Below are 14,664 nucleotides of genomic sequence, written 5' to 3'. Positions count from 1 at the left end.
CTCCGGACTTCTACGTACAGGAGGCAGCGGCATCCATGGACGCGGTGGACAGGCAGCTCATCCAGGCGCTGCGGGAGAACGGCAGAGCCTCCTACGCCGAACTGGGGCGGCTGGTGGGCCTGTCGGGCCCCAGCGTCACCGACCGGATCAACCGGCTGGAGGCCGCCGGGGTGATCACCGGGTACCGCGCGACCGTCGACGCCTCATCGCTCGGGCTGGGGGTGACGGCGCTGATCGGCATCCAGCTCTCGGACGCGACCGACCACGAGGAGGTGGCCACCCGGCTGCGCGACCTCCAGGAGGTCGAGGACTGCTGGTTCATCGCCGGTGACGACTCGTACATGCTCAAGGTGCGCGCCGGTGATGTGGACGGCCTGGAGCGCACCATCCGCCGGCTCTCGGGCACCAAGGGCGTCTCACGGACGCGGACGACGATCGTGCTGTCGACCAAGTGGGAGAACCGGGTCGGGGAACTGCCCGAGGAGTAGGGCCGCGGCGGGCCTGGCGTAGGGTCGGGCGGGCGCGCGGATCAAGACGGAAGACGGCGGCGCGGAAGACGGACCGAGGCAGGCAGGTGGCGCGAGGAATGGACGCGGCGGACATCGAGCGGAAGGTCCGCTCCGGTGAGCGGTTGACCCGTGAGGACGGCATCGACCTGTACGGCTGCGACGACCTGGCCTGGCTCGGCGGCCTCGCGCACGAGGTGCGCAGCAGGCACAGCGGCGACATCGCCTACTTCGCCGCCCACCTGCCGCAGGATGTGACGGACCTCGACCAGGCGGTGGCGCTCACCCCCCGGTGGGCGGCCGACGGCGTCACCGAGCTGCGGCTGGTCACCGGCACCGGCACCGGCGCCGGCTCCGAGGCGGAGGCCGGCGGTCTCGCGGGCGCGGTGCGCGCGCTCCGGGATGCCCTGCCCGAGGGGGTGGCACTGACGGCGTACGCCCTGCCCTACGGAGGTGCCGACGCCCCCGTCGACCCGGCCCAGCTCGTCGGGCGGGTGCTGCGGCTGCGCGAACTGCAGGACGAGGTCGGCGGGTTCCACGTCGCCGTACCGCTGCTCCAGGACGGCCCGCGCGGCGCGACCGGAGCCGAGGTGCTCAAGGCATTCGCCGTCGCCCGGCTGCTGCTGGACAACGTGGAGCACCTGGCGGCCGACTGGGCGCTGCACACCGAGCAGACCGCGCAGCTCGCGCTCCAGCACGGCGCCGACGAACTGACGGGCCGCGTCGTGGACGACGAGAGCGCCGCTGGGCAGGACGCCGACGCGCTCACCCGCGAGGACCTGCTGGTCGCGATCCGCGACGCCGGTTTCCGGCCCGTCGAGCGCGACGCCCACTACGGCGCGGTGCGCAGCCACGAGGGCCCGGACCCGCAGCGGCGCGAGACCCCCCAGCCCATGCGGGTTTGACGTGCTTCCCCGGCCTCGCGGCTGGGGAGTCCGGCCTGAGTCGTTCGACCCGTCCGGGGGCTTCCTGCTTCATCGCGCTGCGCCGGGACGTTTGTCCTGGTCTTACCTGCGCTCCACGAGGCGTTCAGCCTGTCCGCCCGTCCGGCGGCCAGGATGTTGCGTGCCTGGCCGGCGAATGCGCAATCTGCCTCAAAGGCCCTGCTAAGTCAGCGTTCCGCGGGGTACCGCGAGTCGTATGGCAGCGAAACCAGCAAAAGGCGCTACGGACGGCGAGCGGCCCGAGGACGCGTACGACGCGACACCCTTCCTCCCCGAGTCCGGTCGGCGCGGCAGCGGAAACGCGGGGCTGCGGGCCCTGCGGGAGGCGGCGGCCGGGTGCCGGGGCTGTCCCTTGCACGAGAACGCGACGCAGACCGTCTTCGGCACCGGCGACGCACACGCCCGGGTCTTCCTCGTCGGGGAACAGCCGGGCGACCAGGAGGACCGGAAGGGCGCGCCCTTCGTCGGCCCGGCGGGCCGGATGCTGGACCGGGCGCTGGACGAGGCGGGCATCGACCCGGCGCAGACGTACGTCACCAACGCCGTCAAGCACTTCAAGTGGGCGCACGAGGAAGGGCGCGGGAAGCGGCGTATCCACAAGCCGCCGACGCTGCGCGAGATGACGGCGTGCGGGCCGTGGCTCGCCGCCGAGCTGGTGCTGACGGAGCCCGAGGTGCTGGTCGTCCTCGGCGCGACGGCGGGCAAGGCGCTGTTCGGCTCCTCGTTCCGGGTCACCAAGGAGCGGGGCTCCTGCACGGAGCGTGAGGTGCACGGGCGGACCGAGCTGGTCGTGCCCACCATTCATCCCTCGGCGATCTTGCGGGCGGACGACCAGGACGAGGTCTACGGCGGGTTCCTCGCCGATCTGCGGGTCGCTGCGCGGATGCTGGAGCCTTCGGGGCGCGCGTAGATCACTTCTGGGGCTGTGCTTGACTGGTGAGGAACCGCGAAACGCCCAAAAGCATGGAGACCCACGTGAGCAGCAGCACTTCGCACGCGACGCTCCGCTACACCACCATGCGACTTGGCATCTTCGTCGGCTGCCTCGTCGTCGTCGGGCTGCTGACGCACTTCGGCATCCTTCCCGCCGGAGTCGGCAAGTCGAACCCCATCTGGGTGGTGCTGCTGGCGCTGATCCTCTCGGCGCCGCTCAGCTATGTGCTGCTGCGCAAGCAGCGGGCCGCCATGGCGGAGCAGATCGCGGGCGGCGTGGGCCGGGCCAAGGAGCGGTTGGCGGCGAACCAGACCCAGGAGGACGAGGTCCAGGACCCGCAGGCACAGCCGCTGCGGAAGGCCGAATCGCCGCAGCCGAAGGCCGAACCGAGGACCGGCTCGGCCTGAGCGCACCGCGCACACCGGGGGTGATGTAACCCTCCTCACACCGTCGTCGACGCCCCACCGGGAATGAGCTTTTCCCGGTGGGGCGTTGAGCTTTTCCGTAACTGTCACCCAAAGGAGAGCTTTGGGTAAGCCAAAGACGGAGTGTTAGCGTGACGGCCATGACGAACGCAGCCACCACTTCCGACGCGCACCGGGGCCACCCCGGCCCGGCGCTCGTGGCGCGGCTGCATGTCGATCTCTGCCGCTGCATGTCGGCGAGCTGTCGCTGACAGCGCGGCCGGACCACCCTCCGGCGCGACCCTTCGCCCCGCGATCTTCTGCTCGCGACGCTCTTCCCCACAGTCCGCCTTCTGACGCCTCCGGAGTCTGTCCGTGTCTTCGTCGTCTTCGTCGTCTTCGTCGTCCTCGTCGGTTCCCGCCGCCGATACCGCCGCACCCGACACACCCGAGAAGTCCCGCATACCCAAGGTGCCGTTCTGGGCGCAGATCCTGCTCGGCCTCGTACTCGGCGTGGTCCTCGGCTGGGCCGCGCGCAACTGGGACGTGGCCTGGCTGGGCACGACCCTCACCAAGATCGGCGAGATCTTCGTCCAGTTGCTGAAGCTCGCCGTCGCGCCGCTGGTGTTCTTCGCGATCACCATCTCGATCACCAACCTGCGCAACGTGCACAACGCGGCGCGGCTCGCCACCCGCACTCTGCTGTGGTTCATGGCGACCTCGCTGATCGCGGTGGCGATCGGGCTGTTCATCGGCCTGCTCACCAACCCGGGCTCCGGGACCGGGCTGTCGGCCGAGGACGCCGCCAAGCCGGACACCACCGGCTCGTGGCTGGACTTCCTCACCGGGATCATCCCGACCGACATCATCACGCCGTTCACCGAACTGAAGGTGCTGCAGATCGTCTTCATGGCGGTCGTCGTCGGTATCGCGGCGCTGAAACTGGGCGCGAAGGCCGAGCCGATCCTCACCCTGGGCGAGTCCGCGCTGGCGCTGCTCCAGAAGGCGCTGTGGTGGATCATCCGGCTGGCCCCGATCGGCACCATCGGCCTGATCGGCACCGCCATCAAGGACTACGGCTGGGACCTGATCGGCAGCTACGCGACCTTCACCGCCGACATCTACATCGGCTGCGCGCTGGTGCTCTTCGGCGTCTACCCGCTGCTCCTCGGTACGGTCGCCAAGGTCAACCCGGTCCAGTTCTTCAAGGGCGCCTGGCCCGCCATCCAGCTCGCCTTCGTCTCCCGCTCCTCGGTCGGCACCATGCCGCTGACCCAGAAGGTGGTCGAGCGCCTCGGGGTGCCCAAGGAGTACGCGTCCTTCGCCGTGCCGTTCGGCTCCACGACGAAGATGGACGGCTGCGCCTCCATCTACCCGGCGATCGCGGCGATCTTCGTCGGTGAGTTCTTCCACGTCGACATGGGCGTCAAGGAGTACCTGCTGATCGTCTTCGTCTCGGTCATCGGTTCGGCCGCCACCGCGGGCCTCACCGGCGCCACCGTGATGCTGACGCTCACCCTCTCCACCCTGGGCCTCCCGCTGGAGGGCGTCGGCCTGCTGCTGGCCATCGACCCGATCCTGGACATGATGCGTACGGCCACCAACGTCGCTGGCCAGGCGGTGATCCCGGTCCTCGTCTCGGCCAAGGAGAAGATCCTGGACCGCGAGGCGTTCGCCACCGCACGCAGCTTCTCCGTCGAGGAGGCCGACGACACCCCGGCCGAACCCCGCAAGGCGGCCGGGCGGGAACCGGTCACGGCAAGCTGACGGGAAGTTTTCCCTCCGTCCCGCTTCATCTCTCGCGCCCCCGGTCACCCGGCCGGGGGCGCGTAGGCTTGCGCGGGGCCGGAGTTGAGGGGGATCGGCGCGCCGCACGGAACGGCGCCGCCGGGCCGGCCGGGGGCACGGGGCAGACGGGGTGAAGGGATGGGAGTGTGGGGCAGAAGCGCATGCCGCGCGAGGTGAGGGAGCGCCAGATGCTGGACGCCGCGGTCGCGGCGTTCGCGCGGCACGGGTACCAGGCCGCCTCCATGGACGACATAGCCGAGGCAGCGGGTGTCTCCAAACCGCTGGTCTACCTCTACCTCAAGTCCAAGGAAGACCTGTTCATGGCCTGTGTCCGGCGTGAGGTGGGGGCGCTGGTGGCCGCCGTACGGGAGGGCACCAGGGCGCGGGGGCTGACAGCGGATCAGCAGCTGTGGCGCGGCCTCACGGCGTTCTTCGCGCACACCGCGGCCCGCCCGGACGGTGTGGCGGTGCTCTACCGCGCCCGTACCCAGGGGGAGCCGTTCGCGCGTGAGGTCGCCGCGATGCGGGTCGAGGTGGTCGCGATCGTGACGGCGCTGCTGGGGCAGGCGGCGAAGGACGCCGGCTGCCCCAGCGAGCTGGCCGAGCGGGAGGTCTCAGGGCTGGCGCACGCCCTGGTCGGTGCGGCCGAGTCGCTCGCCGAGTGGGCCAACTCCCGCACCGCCGAGCACTTTTTCGCGGACGAAGCCGCCGGCTCCACTACGGCGCCCTCGGCGAAGGAGACGGCGGCGACGCTGATGAACTTCTGCTGGGCGGGGCTGGAGAATCTGATGAAGGGCGCCCGGTGGACGCCTGCCCCTGGCCCTGCCCGGGGCCCCGCCCCCGCCCCTGCTCCTGCCCGGGGCCGGCCCGGCGGCTGAGGCCGCGCTTGGTGAGGTGGCGGGCCGCTTGTGTGTGCGTCCCATGAAGGTGGTGACCGGCCATTCCCCAAACCGCTCCGGCTCCCGTAGCTTTACCTCTCAGTAAGGTTACTGAGGCGAAGGTTACTGTCGCGTTCAGGAGTCGGTTGAGGACGGGGCTCTCCGCACGTGTGATGAAGGAGCCGTCACCATGCAACTGGTCGAGCCGCACAAGAAGGTGGAGGACGGCAGGGTCCGCGAGGTCTCCGTACCGCCCCTGGCGCCGAGGGTGACCAGCGGGTCCCTCGCCGACATCCCCTTCACCAACGCAGCCGAGGCCCCCGACGAGTCGGCTCTCAGCCGCAAGGGACGGGACGGCGCCTGGTGGGACATGACGGCCCGTGACTTCGCCGCCGAGGTCCAGGCCATGGCCAAGGGGCTGATCGCGCTGGGCCTGCGGCCGGGCGACCGGGTGGCCATCATGGCCCGGACGATCTACGAGTGGACGCTCACGGATTTCGCCGCCTGGGCGGCCGGACTGATCACGGTGCCCGTCTACCCCACCTCCTCCGCTTCGCAGGCCCGGCACATCCTGCAGGACTCGCGGGCCCGGGCCTGCTTCGTCGAGGACGTCGAGCAGACCCGGCTGCTCAGCGCCGAGCGCGGCAACCTGCCCGCGCTGGACCACCTGTGGCAGTTCTCCTCGGGCGCCGTGGGCCATGTGGTGGACGCCGGCCGCGAGATACCGGACGCGCTGGTCACCGAGCGCCGGGCACAGCTGGGTCCGGGCCATGTCGCGACGCTCATCTACACCTCGGGCACCACCGGCCGGCCCAAGGGATGCGTGCTGACGCACGGCAACTTCTTCGCCGAGGTGGACAACGCCATCGAGCTGCTCCACCCGGTCTTCAAAGCACGGTACTCCGAGCCGGCGGCGACGCTGCTGTTCCTGCCGCTGTCGCACGTGTTCGGCCGGATGGTGGCCATCGGCTGTCTGCGCGCCCGGGTGCGACTCGGGCACGCGCCCAGCGTCAAGACCGATGACCTCCTCCCCGACCTGGCGGCGTTCGCGCCGACGTTCCTGCTGGGCATCCCCTACATCCTGGAGAAGATCTACAACACCGGCCGGGCCACGGCCGAGCAGCTGGGCCGCGCCTCGTCGTTCGACCGGGGTGCCCGTATCGCACAGCGGTACGGAGAGGCCGTCGAGGCGCAGGAGCACGGTTTCGGCCGCGGCCCGGGTTTCGGGCTGCGGGCCGCGCGCGGGCTGTACGACTCGCTGATCTACCGGCGCATCCGGGCCGTACTGGGCGGCCGCTGCCGCTACGTCATCTGCGGCGGCTCCCCGCTGGGGCACCGGCTCGCGGCGTTCTTCGAGGGCGCCGGTGTCACCGTCTACGAGGGCTACGGCCTCACCGAGACGACCGCTGCGACGACCGCGACCCCGCCCCTGAAGCCCCGGCTGGGCACGGTGGGCTGGCCGGTGCCGGGGACGGCTGTGCGGATCGCGGACGACGGCGAGGTGCTCATCAAGGGCGATCACGTCTTCGCGGGCTACTGGGAAGCGCGCAGCGAGAGCGTGGTCCCGCACCGCGACGCTGAGGGCTGGCTGCCCACCGGGGACCTGGGCGCGCTCGACTCGGAGGGGTATCTGAGCATCACCGGGCGCAAGAAGGACGTCATCATCACCTCCGCGGGCAAGAACCTGGCGCCGGCCCCGCTGGAGGACTGGCTGCGCGCGCATCCGCTGGTCAGCCAGTGCCTGGTGATCGGTGACAACCGGCCGTTCGTCTCTGCGCTGGTGACGCTGGAGCCGGACGGGCTCGCACACTGGCAGCGGATGCACAAGAAGGAGCATCTGAGCATGGCCGAGCTGGTCGTCGACGGGGATCTGCTGCGCAATCTCCAGCAGGCCGTGGACGAGGCCAACTCGCTGGTGTCGCGGGCCGAGTCGATCCGCAGGTTCGCCGTGCTCCAGCGCGACTTCACCGAGGAGGACGGACATCTCACGCCGTCGATGAAGCTGCGGCGCGCCGCGATCGTGCGGGACTTCGCCACGGAGATCGACAAGCTCTACGTGCGCTGAGCGGGTATCCCGAGAGTCATCCTTTGGCCAAACGGCGGTACCGTGACATAAGCGCCAGTAGAGCACGGTCGGGGGATGGGGTACGCCTCCCTCGCCGGGAGGGAACACGGGATGACGACACCCCCGCAGCCACCGAACCAGCCCCCTGTCCAGCCCCCGGGCGGCGGTGGCTTCGGCCCGCCGCCGCAAGGTGGCGGCTACGGGCAGCCGCAGAGCGGCGGCTTCGCCCAGCCTCCCGGTGGCGGCTTCGGGCAGCCTCCCGGTGGCGGCTTCGGGCAGTCCGGCTTCTCCGGCCCGTACGGCGGCCCGCCGCCCCCGCCCCCGAACCGCGGCAACAAGGTGGTCGGCATCGTGGTGGCGGCCGTGCTGGTGGTCGCGATAGCGGTCGCGGGAACGCTGGTGGTGCTCTCGGGCGGAGACGACGACAAGAAGGACTCCGCCGACAACAAGGCGGCCTCCGAGGAGTCGGAGTCACCCTCGGCCGAGCCCTCCGCGAGCGAGGAGGAGCCGACGCCGAGCCCCAGCAAGTCGCGGACCACCTACAAGCTGAGCTTCCCCAAGACGCTGGAGGACGGCCGCTACCGGCTCCGTAAGGACCTCAGCGACTCGATCAAGCCCACCCAGCCGGGCGAGACCGCGTACCTGGGCTCCTACTCCAACTCCTCCGACACCTCCCGCCTGCTCTACGGCGCGGCCACCGGCGAGGACTACGGCAACCCGGAACTGTCCAAGAACCAGATGATGAACGGCATGGAGTCGGGCCCGGCCATGGACGTGGCCGTCAAACGCCGGGACATCATCCCCTCCGGTAGTGACCCGCTGACCTGCGAGGTGCTGGTCAAGAACCAGGCCGGGCGCAAGCTGACGATCCCGGTCTGCGCCTGGAGCGACCCGGGCACCGCCGCCTATGTCGCCAAGGACAGCGCCGACACCTACTCGGTCGACCCCAAGAGCGTGGACCTCCAGGCGTGGGCGGAACGCGTCGACCGCATCCGGGAAGAGGTGCGCTCGCCCGCCGGCTGACGAGCGCACCGGCACGGATTGACTTGAACCTTCGTTCAAGTTGAAGACTGCTCTCCATCCGGCCGACGTCATCGGGGCGTCGGCACGAGGAGAGTGGTGGAGATGCGTGGAATCCAGGTCCGGCAGTTCGGCGAGCCCGACGTCCTAAAGGTGGTCGACCTCCCCGACCCCGTACCCGGCCCGGGGCAGGCCGTCGTCGAGGTGGCCTACGCCGACGTGATCTTCCTCGAGACCCAGATCCGGCGCGACGGCGCCTTCTTCCCGCCGGCACTGCCCTACGTCCCCGGCGGCGCGGTCGGCGGCCGGATCGGCCGGCTGGGCCCGGACATCGGCGCCGCCTGGCAGGGCAGGCAGGTCGTCACCAAGACCGCCTCGCCCGCGCAGGGCGCGTACGCACAGCGCGCGCTCGCCGCGATCGAGACGGTCAGCGTCGTGCCGCAGGGGCTCGACCTGCCCACGGCGACCGCGCTGGTGCACGACGGACCCACCGCCGTGCGACTCTTCGACGACGCCGTCAGCGGCGGCAATCTGCGCCCCGGCGCCTGGGTGCTCGTCCTGGCGGCGGCCGGCGGCCTCGGCGCGCTGCTGGTCCAGCTGGCCAGGGCCGCCGGAGCCCGGGTCGTCGCGGCGGCCCGGGGGGAGCGGAAACTCGCCCTCGCCCAGCGGGAACTGGGCGCCGACGCGGTCGTCGACTACGCGCTGCCCGGCTGGACCGACCGGGTACGCGAGACCGTCGGCGAGCCCGGCGTCCACGTCGTCTTCGACGGCGCGGGCGGCGCCATCGGCCGCGCCGCCTTCGAGCTGACAGCACGCGGAGGACGGTTCTCCGCACACGGCGCACCCTCCGGCGGCTTCGCCGAACTCGACCCGGAGGCCGCGGCGGCCCGCGAGGTCACGCTGGCCGGCATCGAACAGGTCCAGCTCACCCCGGCCGAGGCCAAACCGCTGCTGGACCGCGCCCTGTTCGAGGCGGCGGCGGGCCGGCTGCGTCCGGTGATCGGCCAGACCTTCCCGCTGGCGGACGCCGCCAAGGCACACAGCGCCATCGAAGCCCGCGAAACGCTGGGTAAGACACTGCTGAGCGTGGAGTGAAGCCACCCGGCGAAGCCCGCCGGCAGCCGCGGGGAGAAAAAGGGGAGACGCTTCGCCCGCCCCCTCCCGGGGGAAGAGGGGGCGGGCGAAGCGGCTGGTGGCCGGCGGCCGACGGCCTCAGAAGGGCCGGTCGCCGACGATGGCGACCCGCTCGGCCACCCGCCGGTGCGGCGCGTAGTCGAACAGGGCGTAGTGCTGGGTGGCGCGGTTGTCCCAGAACGCGATGTCACCGGGCTGCCAGGCGAACCGCACCTGGTACTCGGGCACATGCGCCTGGCGGACCAGCTCGGCCAGCAGCCGGTCGCTCTCCTCGCGCTCCATCCCCACGATGTGGGTGGTGAACGAGGTGTTCACGAACAGCATCTTGCGGCCCGACTCCGGGTGCGTACGCACCACCGGGTGCTCCACCGGCGGGAACTGCTCCTGGAGTTCGGCCAGCCGCTCCGCCGGGGTGAACCGCGCGAAACCGGGGATGAAGTCGTGCACCGCCTTCGCCCCGTCGATCCGCTCCCGGACCTGAGACGGCAGATTGTCGTACGCGGCTGCCATGTCGGCCCACATGGTGTGCCCACCCAGCGGCGGGACCTCCCGCAGCTGGAGCACCGCGCCCATGGCGGGGCGCTCGCGGAAGGTGACATCGGTGTGCCACACGTTCTCGTACGTCGGCTTGGTCGATGCGTCCTTCTCGAAGCGGACGATCTCGTCGCTGGAGCCGCGCGCCAGCAGCGGATTGGTCTCCAGCTCGCCCCAGTTCCGCGCGAAAGCCGCCTGCTGCTCGGGGGTGAGGTTCGCTCCCCGGAAGAAGAGCACCTTCCACTCCAGCAGCGCCCGGTTCAGCTCCTCGCGCAGCGCGGGGCTCAGCGGCCCGGACAGATCGGCACCGCGGATCTCCGCGCCGATGACGCGGGTCTGCGGCACGACCTCGATCAGCTCGTAGGGCCGCTGCTCCCAGCTCTCGGGGAACGGCCGCAGAATGCGCACGCCTTCGTACAGACCGCCCTCCGGAACGCGGGCGTCCCGCACGGTGGCAGTCGTCTCAGGGGTGAACTCAGGGGTGGTCTCAGAGGTGGTGGTGACGCTCACGGAAAATCCTCCAGCGAATCCGGTCAACGGTGGACAACGCACCTGCCGCGCGACCGCGCGGCGGCTCCATGGCTCCCTCCGGGAGCCGGAATCGCACCTAGAGACCGGATCGCTCGCACCCACGCCGCCACGGGACGCCATGGCGTCCGAGCGGAGAAGTGGAGTGCGCGACCATGCCGCTCATTGTGGGATCAGTCGGCTGAATCGTCAACATCGCCCAGGTCAGCCCACCGGCGCGATGGCCCGCCCCGCCCACCGGGGCGCCTCTTCGACGAGCGCCGCCAGCCGCTCCGTCACCTCCTCGGGGAACGGGACGCTGCCCTCGGCGCCCACATGCAGTGCGAACAGCTCAGTGGTGGCGACCAGCCGCTCCCCGACACGCATCTCATGGACGAACCGGAGCTTCTGCCCGGCAGCGCCGAGAACCCGCGTACGCACCGCGAGCGACGCACCTTCCGCCACCTCCTCCAGATACCGCACATGCGCCTCGACCGTGTACAGCGAGCAGCCCGTGCGCTCCCGGTACATCGGCCCCAGACCCACCTCGTCCATCATCGCGTCCGTCGCGTGGCCGAAGACCAGCACGTAGAACGCTTCGCTCATATGGCCGTTGTAGTCGATCCACTCCGGCCGCACCGTCTGCTCGAAAGTCGGCAGCCGCGTCATTCTCCGGCCCCCTTCCCGCCGGGCAGTCGGCCGTTGCCGGGCACTCGGCCGGTTGCCCTCAGCACGTCGATGACCCCCTGGTCCCGCTCGGCGACCAGCTCGGCGATGCTGCGGCCGCCGGCCGCTTCCTCGCAGCCCGCCACCATGGCGTCCCGCAGCGCCGCGTCCAGCTCCGGCGCCTCAAGGCGGGTCCACGGCGACTTCAGCGACGGGCCGAAGTGGTCGAGCATATGGGCCATCCCCCCTTCGCCGCCTGCCAGCGCGAATGTCAGGCACGGGCCCATGAACGCCCATCGCAGCCCCGGCCCCTCGGTGATCGAGTCGTCGATCTCCTTCACTGTGGCCTCACCATTGGCCACCATGTGCAGGGCCTCACGCCACAGGGCCTCTTGCAGCCGGTTGGCGATGAACCCCGGCAGCTCCTGGTTCATCGTGATCACCGACTTGCCCGCCACCTCGTAGAACCGCGACGCCCACTCCACGGCTCGCTGCGCGGTGCGGTTGCCTCCGGCCACCTCCACGAGAGGGATCAGGTACGGCGGATTGAAGGGGTGCCCTACGAGCAGCCGCTCGGGATCGGCCGCCTCGGTCTGCATGTCCGTCATCGGATACCCGGACGTCGACGAGGCGATGACGACATCCTTCGGCGTCGCCGCGTCCAACTGCGCCAGCAGCTGCCTTTTCAGCTCCAGCTTCTCGGGTGCGCTCTCCTGCACGAACTGTGCCTCCGCGCACGCCTCTTCGAGAGTCGTCGCGATGGTGAGCCGCTCCTTTGCGGCTCCCTCCGCCAGTCCCAACTGAGTGAGCGCCGGCCATGCGGCATCCACCAGACGGCGCAGTTTTCCGGGGGCGTCCGGGGCCGGGTCCCACGCGGTTACGTCGTAGCCGCGGGCCAGGAAATGGGCGACCCAGCCGCCGCCTATGACTCCGGCGCCCACACAGGTGACGCGCCGCACCTCATCGTGAGGGATTTCCATATCTCCTCCTTGATCGCTTCCATTGACTGAGGGCCGAGCCCTCTGACCCTCTTTCGTCGGCGAGGCGTCAGGCGGCAGGGGGGTTACCGGGGCCGGAGGCCCAGGCGGGTGCGGGCCTCATCGGGAGAAGCCACCGAGGCCCCAAGGTCCTCGGTGATACGCACGGCGCGCTCCACAAGCTGCCCGTTCGTCGCCTTCACCCCCCGACTCAGATACAGGTTGTCCTCCAGCCCCACCCGCACATTCCCCCCGAGCAGAATCGACTGCGCCACCCACGGCATCTGCATCCGTCCCAGCGCGAAAGAGGCCCACTGCGCGCCAGGCGGCAGGAAGTTGACCATCGACTGCAACACCCCCGGGTCCGCTGGAGCCCCCCACGGGATGCCCATGCACAGCTGGAAGAGGGTCGGCTCGTCCAGCAGCCCCTCGTCCAGCAACTGCTTGGCGAACCACAGCTGCCCGGTGTCGAAGATCTCCAACTCCGGCTTGACGCCGAGCTCCTGAATGCGCCGGGCCCCCTTCCGCAGCATTTCCGTGGTGGAGACATACAGCTGGTCGCCGAAGTTGAGCGACCCGCAGTCCAGGGTGCAGATGTCCGGGAGCAGGTCCTCGACGTGCGGCAACCGGTCGAGTCCGCCCACCAGATCCGTGCCGTCCAGCGCGCCCTTCTCCAACGGCTGGTCGGCGTCGAGCACCAGGTCACCGCCCATGCCGGCGGTCAGGTTGATGACGACGTCGGTGCCCGTCTCCTTGATCCGCTCCACGACCTCGCGGTACAGCTTCCGGTCCCGCGAGGGCGCACCGGTCTCCGGGTCCCGTACGTGGATGTGCACAACAGCCGCACCGGCCTGAGCGGCCTCGACTGCCGAGACGGCTATCTGCTCGGGCGTCACCGGCACATGCGGGCTGCGCCCGACGGTGTCACCGGCGCCGGTGAGGGCGCAGGTGATGATCACATTCTCGGTCATGGACATGGCGATACCTCCGGTAGGGAAGGGGAGGGTGCCGGCCCGGGGCCGGCGGCGGAAAGGGGCTCGTCAGGGGCGAGGAAACGGCAGGGGAAGGGCCGGGTGGTCGCTCAGTCCACGTTCGTCGGCAACAACTCGGTACGCATATGAGCGAGCAGCGCCGCGTACATGTCGTCGGGGCCGGTGCCGTCCTCCGCTCCGGCGGCGCCGGCCAGCACCTGGGAGGCCAGCCCGTCGATGAGCGCGGTCAGCCGCAGCGCGCTGAACTCGGGGTCCACCGCGCGGAAGACGCCCTGGGCGATACCGCGCCGGATGACGTCGGCGACGGTGGTACGCCACTGCCGGTAGTAGTCGACGTGCAGGCGACCGATGGCGGTCGAGCGTGCCGCCTCGGCCCACAGGTCGAGCCACACCAGCCACTGCCGCCGCTGCTGTTCGGTCCGCGGCGTCTGCAGGGCGAGGAGTTCCCGGAGTTCGGCCGCGGCGTCCTCGTCCGCACCGGCCTCGGCGATCCGCGCCGCACGGCTGGCGGTGTCCTCGTCCATGCACCAGCGCACGGCTGCCTCCAGCAGCTCGGCCCGGCCGGGGAAGTGGTAGTGGATGGCGGCTGTACTGGTGTCGCAGGCGGCCGCGATGTCCGCGACCCGTACGGCGTGGAAGCCGTGTTCCGCGATCAACCGCACCGTCTCCCGCACGATCTGCAACGGACGCCCCGCTGAGGGGAGTACGGGCGTCCGGGGTGCGGGTGACGGTGCGGTGGCATTCGGCCCTTCAGTCCCGGTGGAGTCCGTCCCTGTGGAGTCCGCCCCGGTGGTGGACGAGCTGTGCACAGCGGCAGCGGGGGTGGTCGGTTCCGCACCACCAGAGCCGAGCAGCCAGCCTGCGTCCACCTCGCCGGCGTCGGCGATCCGGGCCAGTTCGGCGACGGTGAAGCGGCGCGTACCGCTGAGGGAGCGGGAGAGTTTCGAGGGGTCCATCACGACGCGTCGGGCGAACTCCCGCTGGCTGCATCCGGTGGCCTCGACGACCTTGCGCACGCGCTCGGCGATCTCACCGGCGCTGTCCTGAAGCCTGTCACTCGCCGCGTGGCTGCCGGGGGTGCGGCCGACCGCCCCGTGGCCGCCTGCTGTGTGCTGCATGGCGCCACCGTACGACTCTGTTGAGATTATCGCAATGACGTTGTTCGGCTGCTTTTCATTTCCCCAGGTGAGAGCGTAGGAAACAATCTGTTGCGCTGCTTGACTGATGCGTCAGTCAGCAGCGCAACGCTCATCCGTCGCGACACCGTCCGATGTGCATCGTCCGACGCGATCACGGCAGGGGTGTACCTAGGTAC

At 70.6% G+C, this 14,664-nt stretch carries 13 protein-coding genes and 1 pseudogene; 9 read left to right on the top strand and 5 right to left on the bottom strand.

What is annotated here, in order from left to right; translation table 11 throughout:
• Nucleotides 1-35 precede the first annotated feature (35 nt).
• The 9 genes and pseudogenes from JW592_RS22870 to JW592_RS22830 all read left to right on the top strand — a co-directional run bounded on the left by JW592_RS22870 (nucleotide 36) and on the right by JW592_RS22830 (nucleotide 9,634).
• Nucleotides 36-488, top strand: coding sequence for an Lrp/AsnC family transcriptional regulator (locus JW592_RS22870; protein ID WP_019354131.1), 453 nt, complete (start codon nucleotides 36-38; stop codon nucleotides 486-488).
• A 98-nt stretch (nucleotides 489-586) separates the two neighbouring features.
• Nucleotides 587-1,411: a hypothetical protein gene (locus JW592_RS33435; protein WP_209267065.1), complete on the top strand. Its 825-nt coding sequence runs from the start codon at nucleotides 587-589 to the stop codon at nucleotides 1,409-1,411.
• Nucleotides 1,412-1,646: 235 nt separating this feature from the next.
• On the top strand, nucleotides 1,647-2,360 hold the full coding sequence (locus JW592_RS22860; protein WP_209267064.1) for a UdgX family uracil-DNA binding protein: 714 nt from the start codon (nucleotides 1,647-1,649) through the stop codon (nucleotides 2,358-2,360).
• Between the two features lie 53 nt (nucleotides 2,361-2,413).
• Nucleotides 2,414-2,713 (top strand): annotated as a pseudogene (locus JW592_RS22855) (DUF4229 domain-containing protein); the annotation flags it as partial.
• 450 nt (nucleotides 2,714-3,163) lie between these two features.
• Nucleotides 3,164-4,555: a dicarboxylate/amino acid:cation symporter gene (locus JW592_RS22850; protein WP_209267062.1), complete on the top strand. Its 1,392-nt coding sequence runs from the start codon at nucleotides 3,164-3,166 to the stop codon at nucleotides 4,553-4,555.
• A gap of 182 nt (nucleotides 4,556-4,737) precedes the next feature.
• Nucleotides 4,738-5,454, top strand: coding sequence for a TetR/AcrR family transcriptional regulator (locus JW592_RS22845; protein WP_209267079.1), 717 nt, complete (start codon nucleotides 4,738-4,740; stop codon nucleotides 5,452-5,454).
• Nucleotides 5,455-5,644: 190 nt separating this feature from the next.
• Nucleotides 5,645-7,519: an AMP-dependent synthetase/ligase gene (locus JW592_RS22840; protein WP_209267061.1), complete on the top strand. Its 1,875-nt coding sequence runs from the start codon at nucleotides 5,645-5,647 to the stop codon at nucleotides 7,517-7,519.
• Between the two features lie 111 nt (nucleotides 7,520-7,630).
• On the top strand, nucleotides 7,631-8,542 hold the full coding sequence (locus JW592_RS22835) for a hypothetical protein (RefSeq protein WP_209267060.1): 912 nt from the start codon (nucleotides 7,631-7,633) through the stop codon (nucleotides 8,540-8,542).
• 102 nt (nucleotides 8,543-8,644) lie between these two features.
• Entirely contained in the window at nucleotides 8,645-9,634 is a 990-nt protein-coding gene (locus JW592_RS22830) for a zinc-binding dehydrogenase (RefSeq protein WP_209267059.1), read from the top strand.
• Nucleotides 9,635-9,751: 117 nt separating this feature from the next.
• On the opposite strand, the gene JW592_RS22825 is transcribed toward JW592_RS22830, so the two are convergent.
• From JW592_RS22825 to JW592_RS22805, 5 genes are all read right to left on the bottom strand, one after another.
• Nucleotides 9,752-10,657, bottom strand: coding sequence for a TauD/TfdA dioxygenase family protein (locus JW592_RS22825; RefSeq protein WP_209267078.1), 906 nt, complete (start codon nucleotides 10,655-10,657; stop codon nucleotides 9,752-9,754).
• Nucleotides 10,658-10,939: 282 nt separating this feature from the next.
• Nucleotides 10,940-11,383, bottom strand: coding sequence for a thioesterase family protein (locus tag JW592_RS22820; RefSeq protein ID WP_209267058.1), 444 nt, complete (start codon nucleotides 11,381-11,383; stop codon nucleotides 10,940-10,942).
• A complete protein-coding gene (locus tag JW592_RS22815) occupies nucleotides 11,380-12,360 on the bottom strand; it encodes a 3-hydroxyacyl-CoA dehydrogenase NAD-binding domain-containing protein (protein ID WP_209267057.1) in 981 nt (326 codons plus the stop codon). Before JW592_RS22815 ends, JW592_RS22820 begins: the two co-directional genes overlap by 4 nt.
• A gap of 83 nt (nucleotides 12,361-12,443) precedes the next feature.
• A complete protein-coding gene (locus JW592_RS22810) occupies nucleotides 12,444-13,334 on the bottom strand; it encodes a beta-keto acid cleavage family enzyme (protein WP_209267056.1) in 891 nt (296 codons plus the stop codon).
• Nucleotides 13,335-13,438: 104 nt separating this feature from the next.
• Nucleotides 13,439-14,467: a TetR/AcrR family transcriptional regulator gene (locus JW592_RS22805; protein ID WP_209267055.1), complete on the bottom strand. Its 1,029-nt coding sequence runs from the start codon at nucleotides 14,465-14,467 to the stop codon at nucleotides 13,439-13,441.
• Nucleotides 14,468-14,664 lie beyond the last annotated feature (197 nt).

Origin of the sequence: Streptomyces spirodelae (assembly GCF_017676385.1) — a bacterium.
In the GTDB taxonomy this organism is placed as follows: domain Bacteria; phylum Actinomycetota; class Actinomycetes; order Streptomycetales; family Streptomycetaceae; genus Streptomyces; species Streptomyces spirodelae.
Note: the sequence above shows the minus strand (reverse complement) of the source record. Positions and strands in the feature narration are given on the sequence as shown.